General features: G+C 58.4%; 13 protein-coding genes. 5 read left to right on the top strand and 8 right to left on the bottom strand.

Annotated features, from left to right (window positions below; translation table 11 throughout):
* Positions 1 to 39 precede the first annotated feature (39 nt).
* Both ACYU81_RS14650 and ACYU81_RS14645 read left to right on the top strand, forming a co-directional pair.
* Positions 40 to 1,500, top strand: coding sequence for a GH39 family glycosyl hydrolase (locus ACYU81_RS14650; protein WP_460988358.1), 1,461 nt, complete (start codon positions 40 to 42; stop codon positions 1,498 to 1,500).
* Positions 1,501 to 1,594: 94 nt separating this feature from the next.
* Positions 1,595 to 2,284, top strand: a complete 690-nt coding sequence (locus ACYU81_RS14645; RefSeq protein WP_460988357.1) for a TetR/AcrR family transcriptional regulator — start codon at positions 1,595 to 1,597, stop codon at positions 2,282 to 2,284.
* A gap of 162 nt (positions 2,285 to 2,446) precedes the next feature.
* Here ACYU81_RS14645 and ACYU81_RS14640 read toward each other — a convergent pair whose 3' ends face one another.
* Entirely contained in the window at positions 2,447 to 2,734 is a 288-nt protein-coding gene (locus ACYU81_RS14640; RefSeq protein WP_449469163.1) for a hypothetical protein, read from the bottom strand.
* Positions 2,735 to 3,034: 300 nt separating this feature from the next.
* Between ACYU81_RS14640 and ACYU81_RS14635 the strand changes: the two genes are divergently transcribed.
* Positions 3,035 to 5,293 (top strand): glycoside hydrolase family 3 N-terminal domain-containing protein, encoded by a 2,259-nt coding sequence (locus tag ACYU81_RS14635; protein WP_460988356.1) that lies wholly within the window; start codon positions 3,035 to 3,037, stop codon positions 5,291 to 5,293.
* A 290-nt stretch (positions 5,294 to 5,583) separates the two neighbouring features.
* On the opposite strand, the gene ACYU81_RS14630 is transcribed toward ACYU81_RS14635, so the two are convergent.
* From ACYU81_RS14630 to ACYU81_RS14605, 6 genes are all read right to left on the bottom strand, one after another.
* A complete protein-coding gene (locus tag ACYU81_RS14630; protein ID WP_460988355.1) occupies positions 5,584 to 6,483 on the bottom strand; it encodes an IS630 family transposase in 900 nt (299 codons plus the stop codon).
* A 360-nt stretch (positions 6,484 to 6,843) separates the two neighbouring features.
* Positions 6,844 to 7,752, bottom strand: a complete 909-nt coding sequence (locus ACYU81_RS14625; protein ID WP_460988354.1) for a bifunctional 5,10-methylenetetrahydrofolate dehydrogenase/5,10-methenyltetrahydrofolate cyclohydrolase — start codon at positions 7,750 to 7,752, stop codon at positions 6,844 to 6,846.
* Between the two features lie 51 nt (positions 7,753 to 7,803).
* The gene (purU, locus tag ACYU81_RS14620) at positions 7,804 to 8,688 is read right to left on the bottom strand and encodes a formyltetrahydrofolate deformylase (protein ID WP_449469167.1); all 885 of its coding nucleotides are present in this window, start codon (positions 8,686 to 8,688) and stop codon (positions 7,804 to 7,806) included.
* A 42-nt stretch (positions 8,689 to 8,730) separates the two neighbouring features.
* Entirely contained in the window at positions 8,731 to 9,660 is a 930-nt protein-coding gene (locus ACYU81_RS14615; RefSeq protein ID WP_460988353.1) for an electron transfer flavoprotein subunit alpha/FixB family protein, read from the bottom strand.
* Position 9,661: 1 nt separating this feature from the next.
* A complete protein-coding gene (locus ACYU81_RS14610) occupies positions 9,662 to 10,408 on the bottom strand; it encodes an electron transfer flavoprotein subunit beta/FixA family protein (RefSeq protein ID WP_460988352.1) in 747 nt (248 codons plus the stop codon).
* 73 nt (positions 10,409 to 10,481) lie between these two features.
* On the bottom strand, positions 10,482 to 12,932 hold the full coding sequence (locus tag ACYU81_RS14605; RefSeq protein ID WP_460988351.1) for a GcvT family protein: 2,451 nt from the start codon (positions 12,930 to 12,932) through the stop codon (positions 10,482 to 10,484).
* A gap of 641 nt (positions 12,933 to 13,573) precedes the next feature.
* On the opposite strand from ACYU81_RS14605, the gene ACYU81_RS14600 reads away from it, so the two are divergent.
* Both ACYU81_RS14600 and ACYU81_RS14595 read left to right on the top strand, forming a co-directional pair.
* Positions 13,574 to 14,854 carry a DUF3422 domain-containing protein gene (locus ACYU81_RS14600; RefSeq protein WP_460988350.1) on the top strand — a complete coding sequence of 427 codons (1,281 nt, stop codon included), beginning with the start codon at positions 13,574 to 13,576 and terminating at the stop codon, positions 14,852 to 14,854.
* A gap of 241 nt (positions 14,855 to 15,095) precedes the next feature.
* Positions 15,096 to 17,354, top strand: a complete 2,259-nt coding sequence (locus tag ACYU81_RS14595; RefSeq protein ID WP_460988349.1) for a TonB-dependent receptor — start codon at positions 15,096 to 15,098, stop codon at positions 17,352 to 17,354.
* A gap of 85 nt (positions 17,355 to 17,439) precedes the next feature.
* Here ACYU81_RS14595 and ACYU81_RS14590 read toward each other — a convergent pair whose 3' ends face one another.
* Positions 17,440 to 18,753, bottom strand: a complete 1,314-nt coding sequence (locus ACYU81_RS14590) for an APC family permease (RefSeq protein WP_460988348.1) — start codon at positions 18,751 to 18,753, stop codon at positions 17,440 to 17,442.
* Positions 18,754 to 18,887 lie beyond the last annotated feature (134 nt).

Here is an 18,887-nt window from a genome sequence, read left to right as displayed (position 1 = left end):
ATAATTGGGGCCGGTGCGGCAGCTTTGGCAGCTTCTGCTGTGGCCAGGCCAGCGTTTGGGCAAATTGCTACCGAACATGTCGAGATCGATCTGCGCCGCGACGCGGGTCCGCTTGATCATATCTGGTCCCGTTGCGCCGGATCGGATCGTGCGTCCGTAACGCTGCGCGAAAGCTGGCGCCACGATCTCGAGCGCTTCCATAATGAAACGGGGCTTGAGCGCGTACGTTTCCACGGCATCTTCAACGATGATCTGGGTGTCTGGCCTGGCGGCATGAACGGCAAGGACCCCAACTTCCAGAATGTCGACGATGTCTATGACGGCGTGCTGGCAAGAGGTGTCCAGCCCTTTGTCGAATTGAGCTTCATGCCCAAGAAGCTCGCCAGCGCGAATAAGAAGCTCAATTTCACCTATGATGCCAACATCAGTCCACCGACCTCTCCAGAGGCGTGGGGCGCCTTCATTCAGGTTTTCGTGCGTCACTTGCTGGACCGTTACGGGGCCTCTGCGGTGCGCCAATGGTATTTCGAGGTCTGGAACGAGCCCAATCTCAACTGGTTCTTCAGCGGCACGCAGGCTGACTATTTCGCCATGTACAAAGCCGCAGCACGGGCAATCAAGGAAGTTGATCCCAAGCTGCGCGTCGGCGGGCCATCTTCTGCGGCGGCGCAGTGGATTCCCGAGTTCCTGGGCTTCTGTGCGCAGGAAAATCTGCCTGTCGATTTCGTGTCAACGCACATCTATGCCGGGGACGATCAGAAGGAGCTGTTCGGCGAGGTCAATCGCTATCCTCACAAGGACGTGATTCCGGCGGCCATGGCCAAGGTCAGAAGCCAGATCGACGCGACGCGATACAAGGGCGCCGAACTATGGCTGTCAGAATGGTCGTCAGACAGCCCGGCGATGATTGCGCATATCATCAGCAATTGCCTGCCCTACTGCCATGCCATGGCGCAATGGTGCATCAGCAATGTGTTTGAGGAAATCAACTTCCCCAACTTCATCCTTAAGGAAGGTGATGGTGGATGGGGCATGCTGGCCCAACGCGGCATCGCGCGACCGGCTTTCAATAGCTACAAATTGTTGCACCGGCTCGGCCAGCGCCGACTATCAGCGACGGGGCCGACTCTGGCGAGCAAGACGCGAAACGGGGCAGCGGCTTTGGTGTGGAACCTGGCCGAGGTGAAGCAGCCTGCGGGCATCCCAGGCATGAGCAACCAGCGGATCGTCACGGGAGAGCGTAAAAAAATCGAGGTCAAACTCAAGGGAGCCGCTCCGGGCAAGAGCGTGCAAGTCAGCTATGTCGATCAGGAGCGGGGTTCGCCTCTTCCCAAATGGCGCGAGCTGGGTTCGCCGCAATATCCCAAAAAGGACCAGATCGAGCAGATTCGGCGAGCGGCCGAACTCGCTCCGCCGGAAACGCGGCGCCTGGATGGGCAGGGCGTCCTGACGCTGGATCTGCCGCCTGAAGGTTTGGCCCTGATCGAATTGACGGCCTGATCTGCTTTGTTGAATGCAGGCCGTCCATCGACCTTGGACGGCTTGCTGCTCAAGCGATATGTTCATAAGTGGATACGCCTAACGAAAACGGGACATGCGGGTGAAGGAAGCGAAGAAATGCGGTTCAGGGAGAGGCGCAGAATCTAATTCCGGAAGCGCGCCCGTTAGACGCATGGGACGCCCACCGAATAAAAAGGCGGGCGAGATCGAAGAGGCTATTTTATCGGCAGCGAAGGAATTATTCCTTTCGGTCGGTTACGAAACCACCTCGATGGAAGCCGTGGCACAAGCTGCGGGGGTTTCAAAAAGAACCCTATATATTCGGCATTCGACCAAGGATGCACTGATGAGGGCAGTCGTCGAAGATCGTGTCCGTACATGGTCTGACGAAGCCAGCAGACGTAACAGTGACATACCAGAAGAGTTTCCGGAAAGTCTGCGGCGACACGCGCAAACCTTTATCCATATGCTCGCCAGTCCTGAAGTTCAGAAATTTAGCCAGTTAATTGCAACAACAGCGCACCGATTTCCTGAAATTGCTGAAACATTCTATCAGGTAGGCTATAACTACGAAGTCGAATTTCTGACCGAGGAAATAATAAGAGGTACGCGGAACGATCCTGTACCTCCAAAGGACCCCAGGCGAACGGCTATACAATTGTTGAGCATGATACAGGGGTGGCGCAGGACCGAGGAAACGGTACGGACCATCAGTCCAGCCGAAGCAGCGGAATTTGCTTCACAAGCCGTAGACGTTCTGCTGCGCGGCAGGGAAAGTTGGTGATGCCATAAACGGCATGAGCAGGACTGGCCGGATATTCATCCCCGGCCCGCCGAATATAGCATAATCCGATCACATTGAATCGGATTATGCTCTATTTATCTTTTTCTTTCGGCGTCCTCCGAGCCAGCAGACGACTTCATCTGCTTCGAAAACGCTCCAGCCTTACTTAGCCTTCAGCTTGGCAAGGTCTGCGTCGATTTCCGTAAGCACCTTGTCGGTGATCTGATCGGGCGAATATTGTTGGATATCCTTCAGCGTCATCGACCGGGCCATATCGACCTGGTCGTTGGTGGTCATGCCAGGAACATGCCTTTCCAGAATAGCCTTTGCCGCAGGATCGTCCAGCAGCGTGCCGATTTCCGTCGTCGAGCTTGAATAAGCCGTTTGAGCGAAAGCGGGGAGGGGGGCCATAGCCAGGACTGTCGCGGCTAAAATCAATTTCTTCATCATCCAACTCTCCATCAACGAACGGCGGTACATCTAACAGAAACTCGAAAAAATGCAACGAGACTGTTTACTTGCATGTAAATGTATGAGTATGCCTTGCTCGCTGCTGAACGACACTAATCTCGTGGGGGAGAGACGGCCGAGGCGATGATGGCTAAGGGTAGGAGCCGAAGCATCCCGATATGATCGCTGGCGCGATCGCTTGGGCGGCTGGCTGAAAGGACCGCGCTGCGCCGACGGCAAGGAAATCAGCTCGTAAAGAGCGCTCGCCACACCTGCCTTTTTTATTGGAGTTTGCCCGAGATGTTCCGCGATACCACCATCAGCCGCCGATCTGTCCTGATCAGCTCCGCATGCCTTTTCGCATGGCAGGCATCGGGCATCCCCGCGGCGATGGGGGCTGTACGCCGCCCGCTGTCGAGCCGCGTGAAATCGCTGATCGCGCAGATGACGATCGAAGAGAAGGCGGGGCAGCTGACGCTGATGCCAACCCCCTGGACCTCCGCCGCCGCAGCCAAGATCAACCCCGCTGCCGCAGTCAAGAATGTCGAAAATCTTGTTAGCGACGCGCAGGCGGGACGATTGGGCGGCGTTTTCAACGGCTTTGGCGTGGATGCGCATCGCAAGTTGCAGGCTGCCGCGATGAAGGGACGGCTCGGCATCCCCATGATCTTCGCGGGCGATGTCATTCACGGCTATCGCACGGTTTTCCCGGTTCCACTGGCTGAGGCGGCGAGTTTCGACCCCGACCTTGCCGAGCGCACTGCCCGTGCAGCAGCGGAGGAGATGGCGGCAACCGGGTTCGACTGGGTCTTCGCACCGATGGTCGATGTGGGCCGCGATGCCCGTTGGGGCCGGACAGTCGAAGGCGCTGGCGAAGATGTGCTTCTGTCCATGGACATGGCCCGCGCCCGGACGCGGGGATTTCAGGGCCGTTCGCTCTCGAACGATGCATCGGTTGCTGCGTGCATGAAGCATTTCGTCGCTTATGGCGCTGCGGAAAGTGGGCTGGATTATAATACAGCCGACATTTCGGAGCGGACGCTGCGCGAGGTCTATCTTCCGCCGTTTCAGGCAGCCATCGACGCGGGCTGCGCCACCGTCATGGCCGCGTTTGAGGATATCGCGGGGCGTCCCATTCATGGTGGCCGCGAATATCTGACCGACATATTGCGCGGCGAGATGGGGTTCGATGGACTGGTCGTTGGCGACTATAACGGCGATGTGGAGATCGCGGCCCGTGGTTTGGCCGCCGACGCCCGCGACGCCGCGCGGATCGCAATCATGGCCGGACTCGACATGAGCATGGCGAGTGGCATCTATCGCGACCATCTGCCCTCGCTGGTGCAGGCGGGCGAAGTGCCGATGGAACGGGTCGATGAGGCGGTCGGCCGCGTCCTCGCGCTGAAGGAACAGCTTGGCCTGTTCGAGGATCCGTTCCGGCGCATGGACCTGAAACGCCAGCAGACGCGCATGCGCACGAAGCCTGCGCTGTCGCTCGCGCGCGAGGCAGCCAGGCGATCGATCGTCATGTTGAAGAATGAGGGAGATTTGCTGCCCCTGCCACGCAAGGGCAAGCGCATCGCCATCATCGGGCCGTTTGCCGAGGGGCCGAGCAACTTGCACGGTCCCTGGACGCTGTTCGCGGACAACAAGGAAGCAGTCGATCTGGCTAGCGCGGTGCGGACGGCCGTTGCCGACGCCTCGATGGTCAGCATCGTAAAGGGCAGCGATATTACCAGCCCCATTGAAGGCGGTATCGACGCCGCCGTCGCAGCTGCCCGTGCCGCTGACATCGTCATCCTTGCAGTGGGAGAACGCGAAGCGATGTCGGGCGAAGCCGCATCGCGCGATCTGATTGTCGTGCCCCCCGCGCAACAGGCCCTTGCAGAGGCGGTCGCCGCAGTCGGCAAGCCGATGATAGTCGCCTTGCGGAATGGAAGGGCACTGGCATTGGAAGGGGCGATCCTTGATGCTCCGGCGATTCTGGTCACCTGGTTTCTGGGTTCCGAAACGGGCAACGCCACTGCCGATATCCTGTTCGGCGCGACTGGCCCATCCGGCCGCCTGCCAGTCAGCTTCCCCATCTCGGCAGGGCAGGTGCCCTACTATTATGCGCACCGGCGGCCGGGCCGCCCAAACAACACGCGCTATATCACGTCGAAATATGAGGCGCGCTTTCCATTCGGCCATGGCCTGACCTATGGAAAGATCAGCTATTCCGATCTCGTCCTTTCCTCCAAGAAAATCGGGATGGACGGCCAGCTGCGCGTCACGGTGACGGTCAGCAACCATGGGCAATATGCTGCCCGGGAATTGGTGCAGCTCTACGTACAGGATGTCGTCGCAACCGTCACCCAGCCGATCCGTGAGCTGAAGGCCTACCGGCATGTCGAACTTGCGCCGGGCCAATCGCAACAGGTGACGCTGGATTTGCGGGCCGCAGACCTTGCCTTCATCGGCGTCGATCTGAAGCCCTTGATCGAGGCTGGCCGGTTCAAATTATGGATTGCGCAGTCCGCTGAGGCGGCAGGGCTGGCGGAAGAGTTTGAGGTCGCTTGATCTGACGGCGCACCTAGGGCGTTTTTGAGCAGATGGAATCCTTTCTGGACTTGTAACGGCCGCGCTCAGGACCGAGATGGTCGCGCGCGGCGTATGGGCCAACATCAAGCCCAGCGGTGCCACCCGATACGACAAGCGCGACAACAACTTCCTCGCCTCAGTCCAACTCGCTTCCATCCGCATATGGTTGCGACATAATGTATCGGCCCCCTAGTCACCTGAATCCGAAGTTCGGTTCATTATTTTTTGGCAGAAGCGTTTGACCGAGGCGAGGATTTCGTCGGCTGACTTCACCCATTTGTAGGGCTTGGGGTTTTCCTTGTGAGCCGCAATGAATGCATGATGTCAGCTTCGAGTTCTGCCGTCGACCGGTGGACACCGCGCTGCAACTGCTTGCGCGTCAATTCGGCGAACCAACGCTCAACCTGATTGATCCAAGAGGCCGATGTTGGTGTAAAATGGACATGCCAATGGGGACGACGCGCTAGCCAGGCCTTGATCTTCGGTGTCTTGTGAGTGGCATAGTTGTCCATCACAAGGTGCACGTCTGGTCCCTTGGGCATCTCGGCATCGATCCGCTTGAGGAAGTCGAGGAACTCGGTTGCGCGGTGTCGTTTGTAGCACTTGCCGATCACCGCGCCGGTGGCGATATCGAGCGCTGCGAACAATGATGTCGTACCGTTGCGGATGTAAGTATGAGTGCGCTGCTCAGGCACGCCGGGCGCCATGGGCAAGACCGGCTGCTCGCGATCCAGCGCCTGGATCTGCGACTTTTCATCCACGCACAGCACGGCCGCCCGGTGCGGTGGCGACATGTACAGGCCAACTATGTCCTGCACCTTGTCGACGAACAGCGGATCGACAGCTGAATGTCTCTGACCGGTGTGGCTGCAGGCCAAATGCACTCCAGATTCGGCGGATGGTGGTGTGCGACAACCCAGAATCGGCTGCCATGGAGCGGATGACCAGTGGGTGGCATCCTTCGGCATGGTGTTCAGCGTGCGCTCGATCACCCCAGCCACCGGTCCATCCGATACTGAACGCGGTCGACCCGCCCGGTACTCATCGGCCAGCCCCTCAATGCCATCCTGCACGAACCGACGCCGCCACTTGCCCACCGTATGCTCATGGACATTGAGGCGTGCGGCCACCTCCTTGCTCTGCAGCCCCTCCGCACAGAGCAGAACCATTCGGCACCGGTCGGATAGGGAAAGCGGTGCTTTGCGACGCCGGACCTGACCTTCGAGAAAGGACCCGTCCGCCGCGCTCAAAACCACCAAATCCGCTTGCCTACCCACCATCTCTCATGCCTCCGCCGCCTGATCGACATAGGCACCATACAATGATGCTTACTTCAGTTCCAGGTGACTAGGGGGCAACAACAAGGAAGATGCGCGCTGGATAAAGCACAAGGGGAAGCGCGCTGGAGCTGTTTTCGCTGTTCATCGACGTGGTTGGGGAAGTGAATGTCGGCCTGGATGCCGATCCGTTGCTTCAATATGGGCAGGTGCCCCGCAGCAACTGACTTGCCCTGACTGCTCGTGCGGCCACTAAGCCACGCGAGGGACGGATATGGTCCGTTGAACGTCCGGTGAGGAGCCAGCCGTCATCATATTGGCTGCGCGGACGGTATTCGACAGGAGACATGCGATGGTCATGGGTCCGACGCCGCCGGGCACAGGGGTGACGGCCGCGGCGTGATCCAGCTCGGAAGTCACCGCATCACCCACGATGATGCTCCGGCCATCCTTGTCGATAATCTTGTTGATGCCGATATCTATCACGATCGCTCCGGGTTTGACCCAGCCGCCGCGCACCAGGCCGGGACTGCCTGCGGCCACGATCACGATGTCGGCGGTTGAGACGATGGACGGCAGATTACGCGTGTTGATGTGCGTGACGGTGACGGTGCATTCTCTTTCCAGCAAAAGCAGGGCGACAGGCTTGCCGACGATGTTGGACTTTCCGATGACGACTGCCTTGAGGCCGCAAAAGTCTTGCACCACGCTTTCAAGCAGAAGAAGACAACCGAGCGGCGTGCAGGGGATCAGTCCCTGAGTGCCCGTAGAGAGCCGACCGACGTTCACGGGGTGGAAACCGTCTACATCCTTCGACGGGCAAATGCGGTCCAGCACCACGCTTGCGTCAATGTGCTGCGGCAGCGGTAGCTGGACCAATATGCCATGCACGGAGGGATCGATGTTCAGCGCATCGATCTCCGCCAGAAGGGCGTCCTGGGCCGTTTCGCTCGGCAGGCGCCGCTCGATCGACGCTATGCCGACCCGCTTGGAGGCCTTCAACTTGCGCGAGACATAGACATGGCTCGCCGGATCATCACCGACCAGAATGACCGCCAAGGTGGGCGCGATGCCGCAGCGCGTCCGAAAGGCGTCCACATCGTGGCGAACGGTCTCCAGAATGCCCTCGGCCATCATTTTGCCGTCAATGATCTTCGCCATGGTCAGCCTTGTCATTCGGGTGTTGTGGACGGCCGGGTGCCGTCGGTGATTTCAGCCCACGCGATCGGCGGCGTAGCTGCCTGGACTGGCGGGAAAAACGATCGTCCGGTCGCCATTTACAAATACGCGATGATGTATGTGCGCGTGGATCGCGCGGGCCAATGTGCGGCTCTCCACATCCCGTCCAATGGATACATAATCGTCGGCGCTCTGGGCATGTGTAACGGCTATCGTTTCCTGCTCGATGATCGGGCCTTCATCCAGTTCCGCGGTAACGTAATGGGCGGTGGCGCCGATGAGTTTCACGCCGCGCTTGTGGGCCTGGTGATAGGGCTTCGCCCCCTTGAATCCGGGCAGGAAGCTGTGATGGATGTTGATGACCCGGCCCGGCATCCTGCGGCATAGTTCGTCGGAAAGCACCTGCATATAGCGGGCAAGGACGATGAGATCGGCTTGCGTGCGCTCGACGATTGCCATCAGTTCGGCTTCGGCTTCAGCCTTATTATCCTTGGTCACCTTGATATGGTGAAACGGCAGGTCGTGACTCAGCACAAGATGCTGATAATCGAAATGGTTGGAGATGACGCCCACGATGTCGATCGGCAGCATGCCGATCTTCCATCGATACAGAATGTCATTCAGGCAATGTCCAAAGCGGGACACCATCAGGATGACCTTCATCCTGACTGTGGAATCATGAAACTCGAAATTCATATTCCATTCTGCGCCGATCGGCGTGAAGCCCTCCGCGATCTCCGAAAGCGCCTTCCCTTCTTCGGAGATGAAGCTGACCCGCATGAAGAAGGTGCCGGTTTCCACATCATCGAATTGCGAGGAATCCGAGATGCTGCACCCCTGGCTTGCCAGGTAGCTGGAAATGGCGGCCACGATCCCGCGCTTTGACGGACAGGATACGGTGAGGATATCGGTCGTCACATTCTTCTCCAAAATTCTATGCCCAGTTGCGCGGCGTGGGCTTCACAGCTTTGCGGTCAGTTCAGGGACGGCGGTGAAAAGATCGGCGACGAGCCCGATATCGGCGACCTGAAAAATCGGCGCGTCCACATCCTGATTGATGGCGATGATGGTCTTGCTGTCCTTCATGCCAGCCAGATGCTGTATCGCGCCCGATATGCCGACCGCGATATAAAGTTCGGGAGCAACGATCTTGCCCGTTTGCCCCACCTGGTAGTCGTTGGGCGCATAACCCGCGTCGACGGCGGCGCGGCTGGCGCCTACGCCCGCGCCGAGCTTGTCGGCCAATGGCATGATGATCTGCTCGAACGTTTCCGCATCCTTGAGCGCGCGACCGCCGGAAACCACTATCTTGGCGGAGGTGAGTTCAGGGCGTTCCAGCTTTGCGATTTCCGCAGCCACAAAAGTGGACAGACCGGCGTCCGCCCCGATGGAAACCTCCTCGATGGCGGCGGAACCGCCTGTCGTGGGTGCCATGGGAAAGGCCGAACCCCGCACGGTGATCACCAGCTTGGAATCTGTGGATTCGACGGTCGCGATGACATTTCCGGCGTAGATCGCGCGGGTGAAGATTCTTTCTCCTTCCACGGAGAGGATCTCCGAAATCTGCATGACATCGAGCAGCGCGGCGACGCGTGGCGCCACACCCTTCCCCATGCTTGTCGCTGGGGCGAGAAATGCGTCGTGGTCGGTCATGAGGGCCGCCACCAGCGGCGCGACATTCTCCGGCAACGCGTGCTCGTAACAGGCGTGATCGGCCAGAAGGACTTTATCGACGCCCGTGATCCGTGCAGCCGCCTCTGCCACGCCACGGCATGCAAGTCCGGCCACCAGCAGGTCGACGGGGCCGAGTTTGGCTGCGGCCGTGACGGCGGGCAGGGTGGCGTCCTTAACCGCGCCATTGTCATGCTCGACCAAAAGGAGAGTTCTCATCTCAGGCAACTCCCATTTCCTTGATTTTGACGGCCAGAGCGTCCGTATCGGTGACTTTGATACCGGCGGAGCGGGCAGGCGGCTCGGCCAGCTTCAGGGTCTTGATGCGCGGGGTGCAATCCACCCCGTAATCTGCCGGACTCTTTATCGCGACCGGCTGCTTTTTCGCCTTCATGATGTTGGGCAGCGAGGCGTAGCGCGGATCGTTCAGCCTTAGGTCGGCAGTGATGATCGCGGGAAGGGCCAGCCTTACTGTTTCCTGGCCACCGTCGATCTCCCGCGTCACCTCAATTGCGTCGCCATCGACGCTGATCTGGCTCGCAAAGGCGCCCTGCGGCCGGTTGAGCAGGCCCGCTAGCATCTGTCCGGTCTGGTTTGCATCGTCGTCGATCGCCTGTTTTCCGAGGATGACGAGACCAGGATCGGTCTCCGCTACGATCTCTTTCAGAATCTTAGCGATCGCGAGTGGCTCGACGTCCGAGTCCGTCTCGACAAGGATCGCGCGGTCCGCCCCCATGGCCAGCGCTGTGCGCAGCGTGTCCTGCGCCTTGGCGGGGCCGATGGAAACGGCGATGACCTCGGCCGCCTGACCCGATTCCTTGAGGCGGATCGCTTCCTCAAGGGCGATTTCGTCGAAGGGGTTCATGGCCATCTTGACGTTGGCAAGGTCAACGCCGCTTCCGTCCGCCTTGACCCTGGGCCTTACATTGAAATCTATGACTCGCTTCACGGGAACGAGAATGCGCATGATATCCTCCCGGCGACGCTAAAGCGCCTTCAATGGGTGTAGCTGTTGTTGCGAGAATGCTGGCTTGAGCGGCTCACGCCTTGATGCGCAGGCCCTTTGGATCATACCAGGGGCCTAACTGCGCCTCCACCTCATGCCGCTTCCATGCAATCTCGACCTCGAAGCTACTCGCTTCCAGAAACGCCTTGTCGACGCCACCCTCGTGATGGACATAACCCATCCCCAGCGAAGCCCCTATGCGATGGCCATAAGCTCCCGAAGAGATGTCGCCGACTATCCGGTCACCGATCCACAGCGGTTCGTTGTGGAAGACGAACGGGGCGTCGGGATCCTTCAGCTTGAACTGGATGAGGCGTTTGGTGAGCTTGCCTGCTTCCTTCTGACGCAGGAGTGCATCGCGGCCGATGAAGCCGCCCGGCTTGTCCAGCGCGACCGCGAAACCCAGGCCGCCCTCCAGCGGCGTATCCTCCTCGCCGATGTCGTGCGCCCAGTGGCGATAGCCCTTTTCCATGCGGAGGGAGTTGAGGGCGAAAAAGCCAGCGTCGCGAAGTCCGAACTCCGTTCCCGCTTCGACAAGGACATCGTACACATGCTGGGCGAACTCAGCCGGCATGTAGAGTTCCCAACCCAGTTCACCCACAAAGGTGACGCGGCTGGCGCGGACCTTCGCGTAGCCAAGGTCGATTTCCTGGCTGGTGCCGAAAGGAAATGCTTCGTTGGAGAAGTCGGCGGGCGAAATCTTCTGCAGCAGTTCGCGCGACTTGGGTCCCATCACGGCCAGCATCGGCATTCCAGACGTGATGTCGACCACATGGGCATGCGCGTCATCCGGGATATGCCGCTTCAGCCAGGCCATGTCGCGGCGCTGCGACGCAGCGATCGTGACGATCATGAAGGATGTTTCGGACAGGCGCGTGATTGTGACGTCGGCCTCGATGCCGCCCTTGGGATTGAGCCACTGGGTATAGACCAGCTTACCGACCGGGACGTCGATTTCATTGGCGGAAAGCTTGTTGAGCACCTTGAGCGCGTCGCGGCCCTCCATGAGATATTTCACATAGCAGCTGAGGTCGAAGACTGACACATTCTCCGCCGTGTTGCGGCATTCGGCAGCAGTGTCGTCGAACCAGCTCGGCTTATGATAGGAATATTCTACCTTCGGTGTCGTTCCTGCGATGCTGAAGAAGCCGGGTCGCTCATACCCATTCATTTCGGTCATCCAGGCGCCCTTGGCGATCAGGCGATCGTGGAAGGGGCTGCGGCGGACGTTGCGGGCGGTCTCCATCTGCAGGTTGGGCCAATGCATGTTGTACATTGCGCCGAGCGTTTCCGTCGTCCGGTCGTGAAGATATTTCTTGTTGGTCTGGAACGAGACCGTGCGACGGACATCGACATCGACCAACTCCACGGGGGGCATGCCGTCGTTGATCCAGTCCGCAAGAACCTTGCCGACGCCGCCCGAAGACAGGATGCCCACAGAGTTGAAGCCGCAAGCGGTGAACAGGCCGCGCACCTCTGGCGTTTCGCCCAGCAGGTAGCGGTCGTCGGGGGTAAAGCTTTCAGGCCCGTTGAAAAACAGCTGGATACCCGCATTGGCCAGCAACGGCACACGGTTCACTGCCAGTTCCAGGATCGGCTCGAAATGGTCGAAATCTTCGGGCAGCGTATCGAAACAGAAATCGGGCGAGATGCCGTTCATGCCCCAAGGCTTGGCGTTCGGCTCAAAGCAGCCGAGCAGGAGCTTCCCTGCATCCTCCTTATAATAGGCGTGCTCGTCAGTGACGAACATGACAGGCAGGTTGCGCGGAAGTTCCGGGATAGCCTCGGTGACGATGTAGAAATGCTCTGCGGCATGCAGGGGCAGGCTTACGCCGATTTGCGCCGCCAGATCGCGCGACCACATGCCGCCGGTGATGACGACCTTCTTCGCCCGGATTTCGCCTTGCTCGGTCATGACGCCGACGGCCTTGCCGCCTTCGACGATGATGTTCTTGACGAGGCATTGTTCAAGGATCTTGGCGCCGCCCATGCGCGCGCCCTTTGCATAAGCCATCGTTACGTCGATGGGATTGACCTGACCGTCATTGGGGAACCAGAAACCGCCGACGATGCCGTCGATGTTTACCGGCGACCAGCGCTCCTTGATCTGGCCGGGCGTAACAGGTTCGACAGGCAAGCCGAAATTCCGTCCCATTGATGCCCCGCGGGCAAGCTCTTCAAGCCGCTCCGGCGTCTTGGCGAGGCGCAGCGAACCCCGCTGCATATAACCGGTTGCCATGCCCGTCTCGGCTTCCAGCTGTCCGAACAGCTGCCCCGTATAATAGGCAAGCTCTGTCATCCGCCGGTTTGCGCGGAGCTGGGTCACCAGTCCGGCGGCATGCCAGGTTGTGCCACAGGTCAGTTGCTTGCGCTCGCATAGCACAACGTCGGAAATGCCCAGCTTGGTCAAATGGTAAGCTATGGAGCATCCTGCGATGCCGCCACCTACGATTACGACTTCGGCGGAACTCGGATATGACGTCACGAAAAACACTCCAGATGTCTGCGATATGGCGAGTGCGCAGAGGTATTCACATGCGCATGTGAAGAGGTACGCCGGTCTCTACAAGTCATCGCCCGGCACCAGGTTTGTAAATTTTAATCGGAGCGTTTGATCGTCCGGCAAACTGTTTATCCGCCATTGGAACGACGCGCCCATCAGGAAGAAATCTATTGTATAGATGGCATAATGCTGATGATGGACTGGTGTAACAATACCCCGCTCGGGGTAGTATCTGTGCAGGCCGGCTAGGGGGGCATGGGCCATTTAAAGGCCGCGCGAACGGGAAATGCGGCTGCTTTGGGCCACCGTCAGTTAGACGTGTGGCATCCGTCTCTCGTAACCCTACTTCTCGCACGCCGCATATCTCAAGGGCAGCAATGGCAGAAGGTAAAGTCTGCGACTGTAATCCGGCAACTACTCCGATGAGGGTAGGAGCATGGCCAGCACTCACCAGCTATATATTCGTCATGGTGAACCGATGGCGGGCTTTTGTACCCAGAACTGATTTGGGATGCGGATCAAGCCCAGCACCTTTCCATCTAATTGGATGAACAGCACAAATCTGCGGATGCGCCGTTGCGAGAAAGGCGTTGGTAGGATGGGCAAATGAGGGGACGAGGAGCATGAGAGAACATGATCTCCGCAAGCGGGTCGTCGAAGAAATGCATTTGCGGCGCTGGCCAAGGCTTTCAGCGCCGATGGAGATCGTGCAGATACTCAACATTCTGGATGAAGGCGATCGGGCGCGGGAACGCGATTTTGTCGCCCAATTCAGCGGGAATCCGGCTTGCCTAACCGGCGCCAGCCATGTTTCGGGAACGCTGCATAGCGGGATAGCCTACACTTGGGAGCGTCACAGCGAAGCAAGCACCGTCACTCTTTTTATAGACTCCGGCCAGTCGGAATCGGCGTACCACGCTGTTTCGAAAATGGAAAAATTGCCGGGCGCCGCGATACGCGCAACCAGGATCAAGATCGTCGAAGACGAGGAGAATGCTCAGGCCCGCTTGGAGGATATGGCGTTCGTCGGCGATGAATTGATATCCTGCCATGTGGGCGACGGTATTCGCATCTGGTCCGATTTTCGTATCGGCCCCGAAGGCTATGGCAGGCTTCTGGTAGCCGCAAATGGCGCCAGTGACGGCGACCTCACGCGTACCGTGCAGCGGTTTCAGGAACTAGGAAATTACCGCAATCTGGCCCTTATGGGTTTGCCGGTGGCCCAGGCGCAATCGCGATTGCTGCATGAAGCAGAGGCGAAGCTGGGGGACCTTGGTCAACTGCTGAGTCATCCAGAAGTCCGCGACGACGATCTACTGAGCGAGCTGTGTCAGCTCTCATTGGAGATCGGCGCCCTCGCTGGCGCAACAAACTATAGAATGAGTGCGACCGCAGCATACGCTCAGCTGGTTGATGAGCGGCTGGCCGAACTGGCTCCCCGGCCGATAAGGGGATGCCAGTCGCTCACTGATTTCACGCAACGCCGCTTTCTTCCAGCGGTGCGCACATGTGCGAGTTTCACCAAAAGGTCGCGGCAGATCGCCAATCTGGCGGCCCATCTTTCCAGTTTGCTGAGGACCCGGATCGAAACGCGGATCGAAAATCAGAACGCAAGACTTCTGGCCTCGCTCGAACAAAACACCAGCATGACCCTGAGACTTCAGCAGTTGGTGGAGGGATTGTCCGTGGTCGCCATCAGCTATTATGGCGTGTCGCTGCTGGGGCATATGCTTGAGGGAATCGAGCCCTTCGCGCCTGCTCTTCACGCTTCGGCGATCGTGTCCGTCGCGACACCGCTCATATTGACCGGGACCTGGTTTTGCTTGCACCGCCTCCGCAAAGCGCTGCTGAGGCAGTCAGGAGCGGGAAGCAATCCAGAGCAACTGGAGCGGAAGCCGCGGTAATAAAAGAGCTATCCGTTTCCCGACGGCAAGCGAGCACTGTTCAGGCAAGCATAGCTACCCTTCGCAGGGTATTGTATGATAGTTTCTTCCGCCTGATCTTCAGGCCGTCTTAAATTTGGCGACCGGGACCGCGCCCAACAACGATCCGGGGGTTTATCCAATGGCTTATCACAACAGCTTCTATGCTTTGCAATCCTTGAATAAAGGGCAAGATCTTTTCCAGACATGCGGCGCGCGCGCGATGCGGGCTTCGATAGCAGCGCTGGCGATCGGTATCGGCATGGTTCCTACTCATGCTCTGGCTCAACAGGGTGGACAGGGCGCCAACGCGAGCGCTCCCCAGCCCGATGGCTTGGGCGGCGATATCGTGGTGACCGCGCAGCGCCGTGAGCAGCGGCTGGACAAGGTCGGCCTTTCGATCTCTGCCTTCTCGTCCGACCAGATGCAGGCGATGGGGGTCCAGTCGGCCACTGAACTGGCTTCCAAAGTTCCCGGCGTCGTGCTTGAATCGAGCGGCGGTTCAGGGCTGAACGGCAATCTGACGATGCGGGGCGTCGCGGCGACCGACTTTTCGACCAATCAGGAATCGCCCAACGCCATCTATTTCGACGATATCTATGTCAGCTCGCCTTATGAAACCAACTTCCCGGTCTATGATCTGGAGCGTGTAGAAATTCTGCGTGGCCCGCAGGGGACGCTGTTCGGTCGAAATTCCACTGGCGGCCTCGCCAACTTCATCACCAAGAAGCCGACAGAGCAGTTTGAAGGGTTCGTGTCGGCCACGATCGGCAACTATGATCAGAAGCGCCTGGAGGCCGCAGTTGGTGGCCCGCTGGATGACAAGACGCAGTTTCGTATTTCGGGCATGCTCGACTATTCGGATGGCTGGTGGAAGAACGCGGCCGGTCCAGACACGAATGCGCAGAAATTCTTTGGCGTGCGCGGACAGATCCAGCGGGACCTGAGCGACAATTTCAAAGCTTATTTCGCAATCTCCTATGATCGCAATCCGCGTGCAAGGATCGGGACCTATGACTCCCAGCCAGCCTATTTGGTGAATGGCACGCCGGAACTCCTCCCCGCCGATGTCGATGCATATGGCACCGGCCCGGGGAACGACGCCACCGGATATCGCGATCCCTATCCAGACGCGCGCAAGACGGCGTTCAACGCCGTCGGCTATTTGAAGAAAGAGCGTATTTCACCGACCTTGCGCCTTGAATGGAACGCCTCTGACGAAATTAGTCTGATTTCTCTTACCAACTACACACATTTCAAATTCGCCTATGCAGAGGATTGCGATGGCACGCCCCTCAATGCCTGCTATTTTCCCAGCGGCCAAAATTTGAACCAATGGTCCGAAGAGCTTCGCGTGTCGAAAGTGGGCGACAGATTTAACTTCACCGGTGGCGTATATTTCCTGGATATAAAACAGTCTAATTATCAGAATTATTCATTCCCCGCATATGCTGGCACGGAGTTCGCGTTTGATATCAGCAACGTCTTCGACCAGCATGTCCGTTCCTATTCGGCATTCGCACAGGGTGACTATGCGCTTACCGATCGCCTGAAACTGACCGTCGGCGGGCGAGTGCTTCATGACACCAAGAGCTTTTCTTCGCAGGTATATTATAATGAGTTGGGAGACGGGGTCACCAACACCGTCTACAATCCTCCGCTGCTCGGATATGATTTTTCGGAGGCGACTGTCGGTCGCGCCGCGAAGAAGAAAGAATGGCTGTGGAGCGGTCGCCTTCAACTCGATTACACCGCCAGTGATGACGCGCTGCTCTATGCCAGCGTCTCGCGAGGCGTGAAGGGCAGCGGTTTCAATAGCAACGCGGGCGGAACCACATCTCTCGCGCAGACGCCCTTTGGCGCTGAAACAATGATCGCCTACGAAGCGGGATCGAAACTGAAGCTATTTGATCGTGCCGTTCGCCTGAATCTCAGTACATTCTATTATGATTATTCCGACTTCCAGGCGTTTCAGCTCCAAGGTCTGACATCGTTCGTTACCAACAATGATGCCTACATGTATGGTGGTGAAATGGAACTGTCTATTACACCTATGCGAGGCCTTGATCTTCAATTTGGTGTAGCAAATCTTCATACGAAGGTTTACGATGTGAACACCAGCTACAGCGGCGTTATTGACCAGGGTGCTGTTAACGCGCCCAAATGGACCGTCAATGGCCTGGCTCGCAAGTCTTTCGACATTGGTAGCGGCCAGCTCGCCTTCGTATATGATTTCAGCTATCAGTCGAAGCGTTACTCATCGGTCGACAACAATGCGATGAACCTGCTTCCCGCCGCTACGCTGCATAACGCTCGCATAAGTTATTCGCGCAATGGCTTCGAAATCGCCGCCTTTGTGAAGAACTTTACCAATGCGGCGAAGCAGGTATCCGCGTTCGATTATATCGCGCTGTTCGGAACCAGAATTGTCACATACATCCCTCCGCGTCGTTATGGCATTGAGCTTCGCAAAGATTTCTGACGTTTCATCTCCTCTCTGATTGGCGGCCCTTCCGGACTCATTCGGAAGGGCCGTTTTTCTTTGGCTGCGCATCTGGCGCCACATGTTATTCTGGACTGGGATGCATTCGCAGGTCTTGCGACTGCCGGGTCCGGTCAGCAAGTTTGAGCAGCCCCAACGCGATCGCGAGGATAGTGGCCGCAATCACGGGCATGTGCCACTTTCCCTCTCGCGCGATAAAGTTTTGAGCGACCACGAAAATGAGAAGCAGCGCTCCGGCAGCCGGTGGCGCCAAATGTGCGAAGCTGGCGACGGATTCCCGGCGCAGGATCAGGATCGCGCCCAAGCTGATCAGGAAATAGGGCAGCAGCCAGAAATTGATCACGATGCTTGCCAGTGTGGTGATGGCCTCGATAGGGCTTTCGGCTCCGCTCAGCCGTATCAGCATCGGCACGATCGCGCCGATAATGCCTACCAGCAAAATTGCGTGGCGGGGGGCATGGCTTTCAGGGTCGATGATCCCCAGCGATGCTGGCAGCATCGAATCCTGGGCGGCCGTCGCCACGATGCGTGCGGCGAAATTGAAGAACGCGATCGTCGATGCCACGACCGAAGCGCCGACCACAAGGTCGAACTCGGCCGTCAAGCCAGGCAGGCCCGCCTGCGCGGCAAGGACAGATATGGCCGTTCTGCCTGCGAGAATGTCGTTCATATGCGGCGCCAAAACCGAATATTGAAGCAAGGATCCCAGCGACCATGTCACCCCGCATAAAAGTAGGGTGTAGGTCAGGATGCGCGGAACATTTTTCCGAGGATTCACCGTATCCGATGCGACCGAAGTCAGGCCGTCGAAACCGACATAGATCGCCATGCCCCATACCGCCCCCGCGAGTATTCCTCCGTCATCGAATTTGCTCGTGTTGAACTGATCGAAGAATCCGGCTGGATGGTTGGAGAAGGCGAGGAGCATTACCACCATGATGACCGGCAAGCTGATCAGGGCGAGCAATCCTGCGACGCGAGCGGACAAATCAGGGCCGCGATAAGCGAAAAATGCCGAGAAGGCGGAAGCGACGAGACTTAAGGCGCATTGCCAGGGTAAACTCGTCGCCTGGGGAAATCCGGTCTCGGACAGCAGGCTCGTCAGATAATATATCTCGTCATTTACGATCATCGCGATCACGCCGAGATAACCGAGCATCAGCGATATACCGACCACCCTTTGCCCCCAATCGCCAAAAGCGATTTCGGCGTAGGAGACAAGTGATCCGCTGACGACATACCGGCTGGCGAAGGTCGTGATCGCGCGCCCGATGAGGAGCGCGACGCCCAGCGTCATCAGTGCACTGATCCACGAGCCAGCGCCTCCGAACTGAAGCAGCAGCGTCGGTACGCTCGCCAGACATGGCCCGACCTGCATTGCTGCAAATCCAAGAGCTACCGCCTTTAAGGGAGATAGAGCGCCGGAGGTGGCAGTGTCTTGCGTGGATGTTGTCAATGCTGGATCCCGTTTATATCCCAAAGGCTGATCGCATCGGATCGAACCCTCCCACT

This window comes from Sphingobium sp. TomTYG75 (assembly GCF_054771635.1).
The sequence above is the reverse complement of the archived record's forward strand: the minus strand, read 5'-3'. Positions and strand labels throughout refer to the sequence as shown.

What these genes read in the sequence shown, in the direction of transcription:
- ACYU81_RS14645 (WP_460988357.1), top strand. Translation starts at nt 1,595, where the DNA reads ATGCGGGTGAAGGAAGCGAAGAAATGCGGTTCAGGGAGAGGCGCAGAA.
- ACYU81_RS14595 (WP_460988349.1), top strand. Translation starts at nt 15,096, where the DNA reads ATGCGGGCTTCGATAGCAGCGCTGGCGATCGGTATCGGCATGGTTCCT.
- ACYU81_RS14625 (WP_460988354.1), bottom strand. Translation starts at nt 7,752, where the DNA reads ATGGCGAAGATCATTGACGGCAAAATGATGGCCGAGGGCATTCTGGAG.
- ACYU81_RS14600 (WP_460988350.1), top strand. Translation starts at nt 13,574, where the DNA reads ATGAGAGAACATGATCTCCGCAAGCGGGTCGTCGAAGAAATGCATTTG.
- ACYU81_RS14640 (WP_449469163.1), bottom strand. Translation starts at nt 2,734, where the DNA reads ATGATGAAGAAATTGATTTTAGCCGCGACAGTCCTGGCTATGGCCCCC.
- ACYU81_RS14635 (WP_460988356.1), top strand. Translation starts at nt 3,035, where the DNA reads ATGTTCCGCGATACCACCATCAGCCGCCGATCTGTCCTGATCAGCTCC.
- ACYU81_RS14615 (WP_460988353.1), bottom strand. Translation starts at nt 9,660, where the DNA reads ATGAGAACTCTCCTTTTGGTCGAGCATGACAATGGCGCGGTTAAGGAC.
- ACYU81_RS14610 (WP_460988352.1), bottom strand. Translation starts at nt 10,408, where the DNA reads ATGCGCATTCTCGTTCCCGTGAAGCGAGTCATAGATTTCAATGTAAGG.
- ACYU81_RS14630 (WP_460988355.1), bottom strand. Translation starts at nt 6,483, where the DNA reads ATGGTTCTGCTCTGTGCGGAGGGGCTGCAGAGCAAGGAGGTGGCCGCA.
- ACYU81_RS14590 (WP_460988348.1), bottom strand. Translation starts at nt 18,753, where the DNA reads ATGCAGGTCGGGCCATGTCTGGCGAGCGTACCGACGCTGCTGCTTCAG.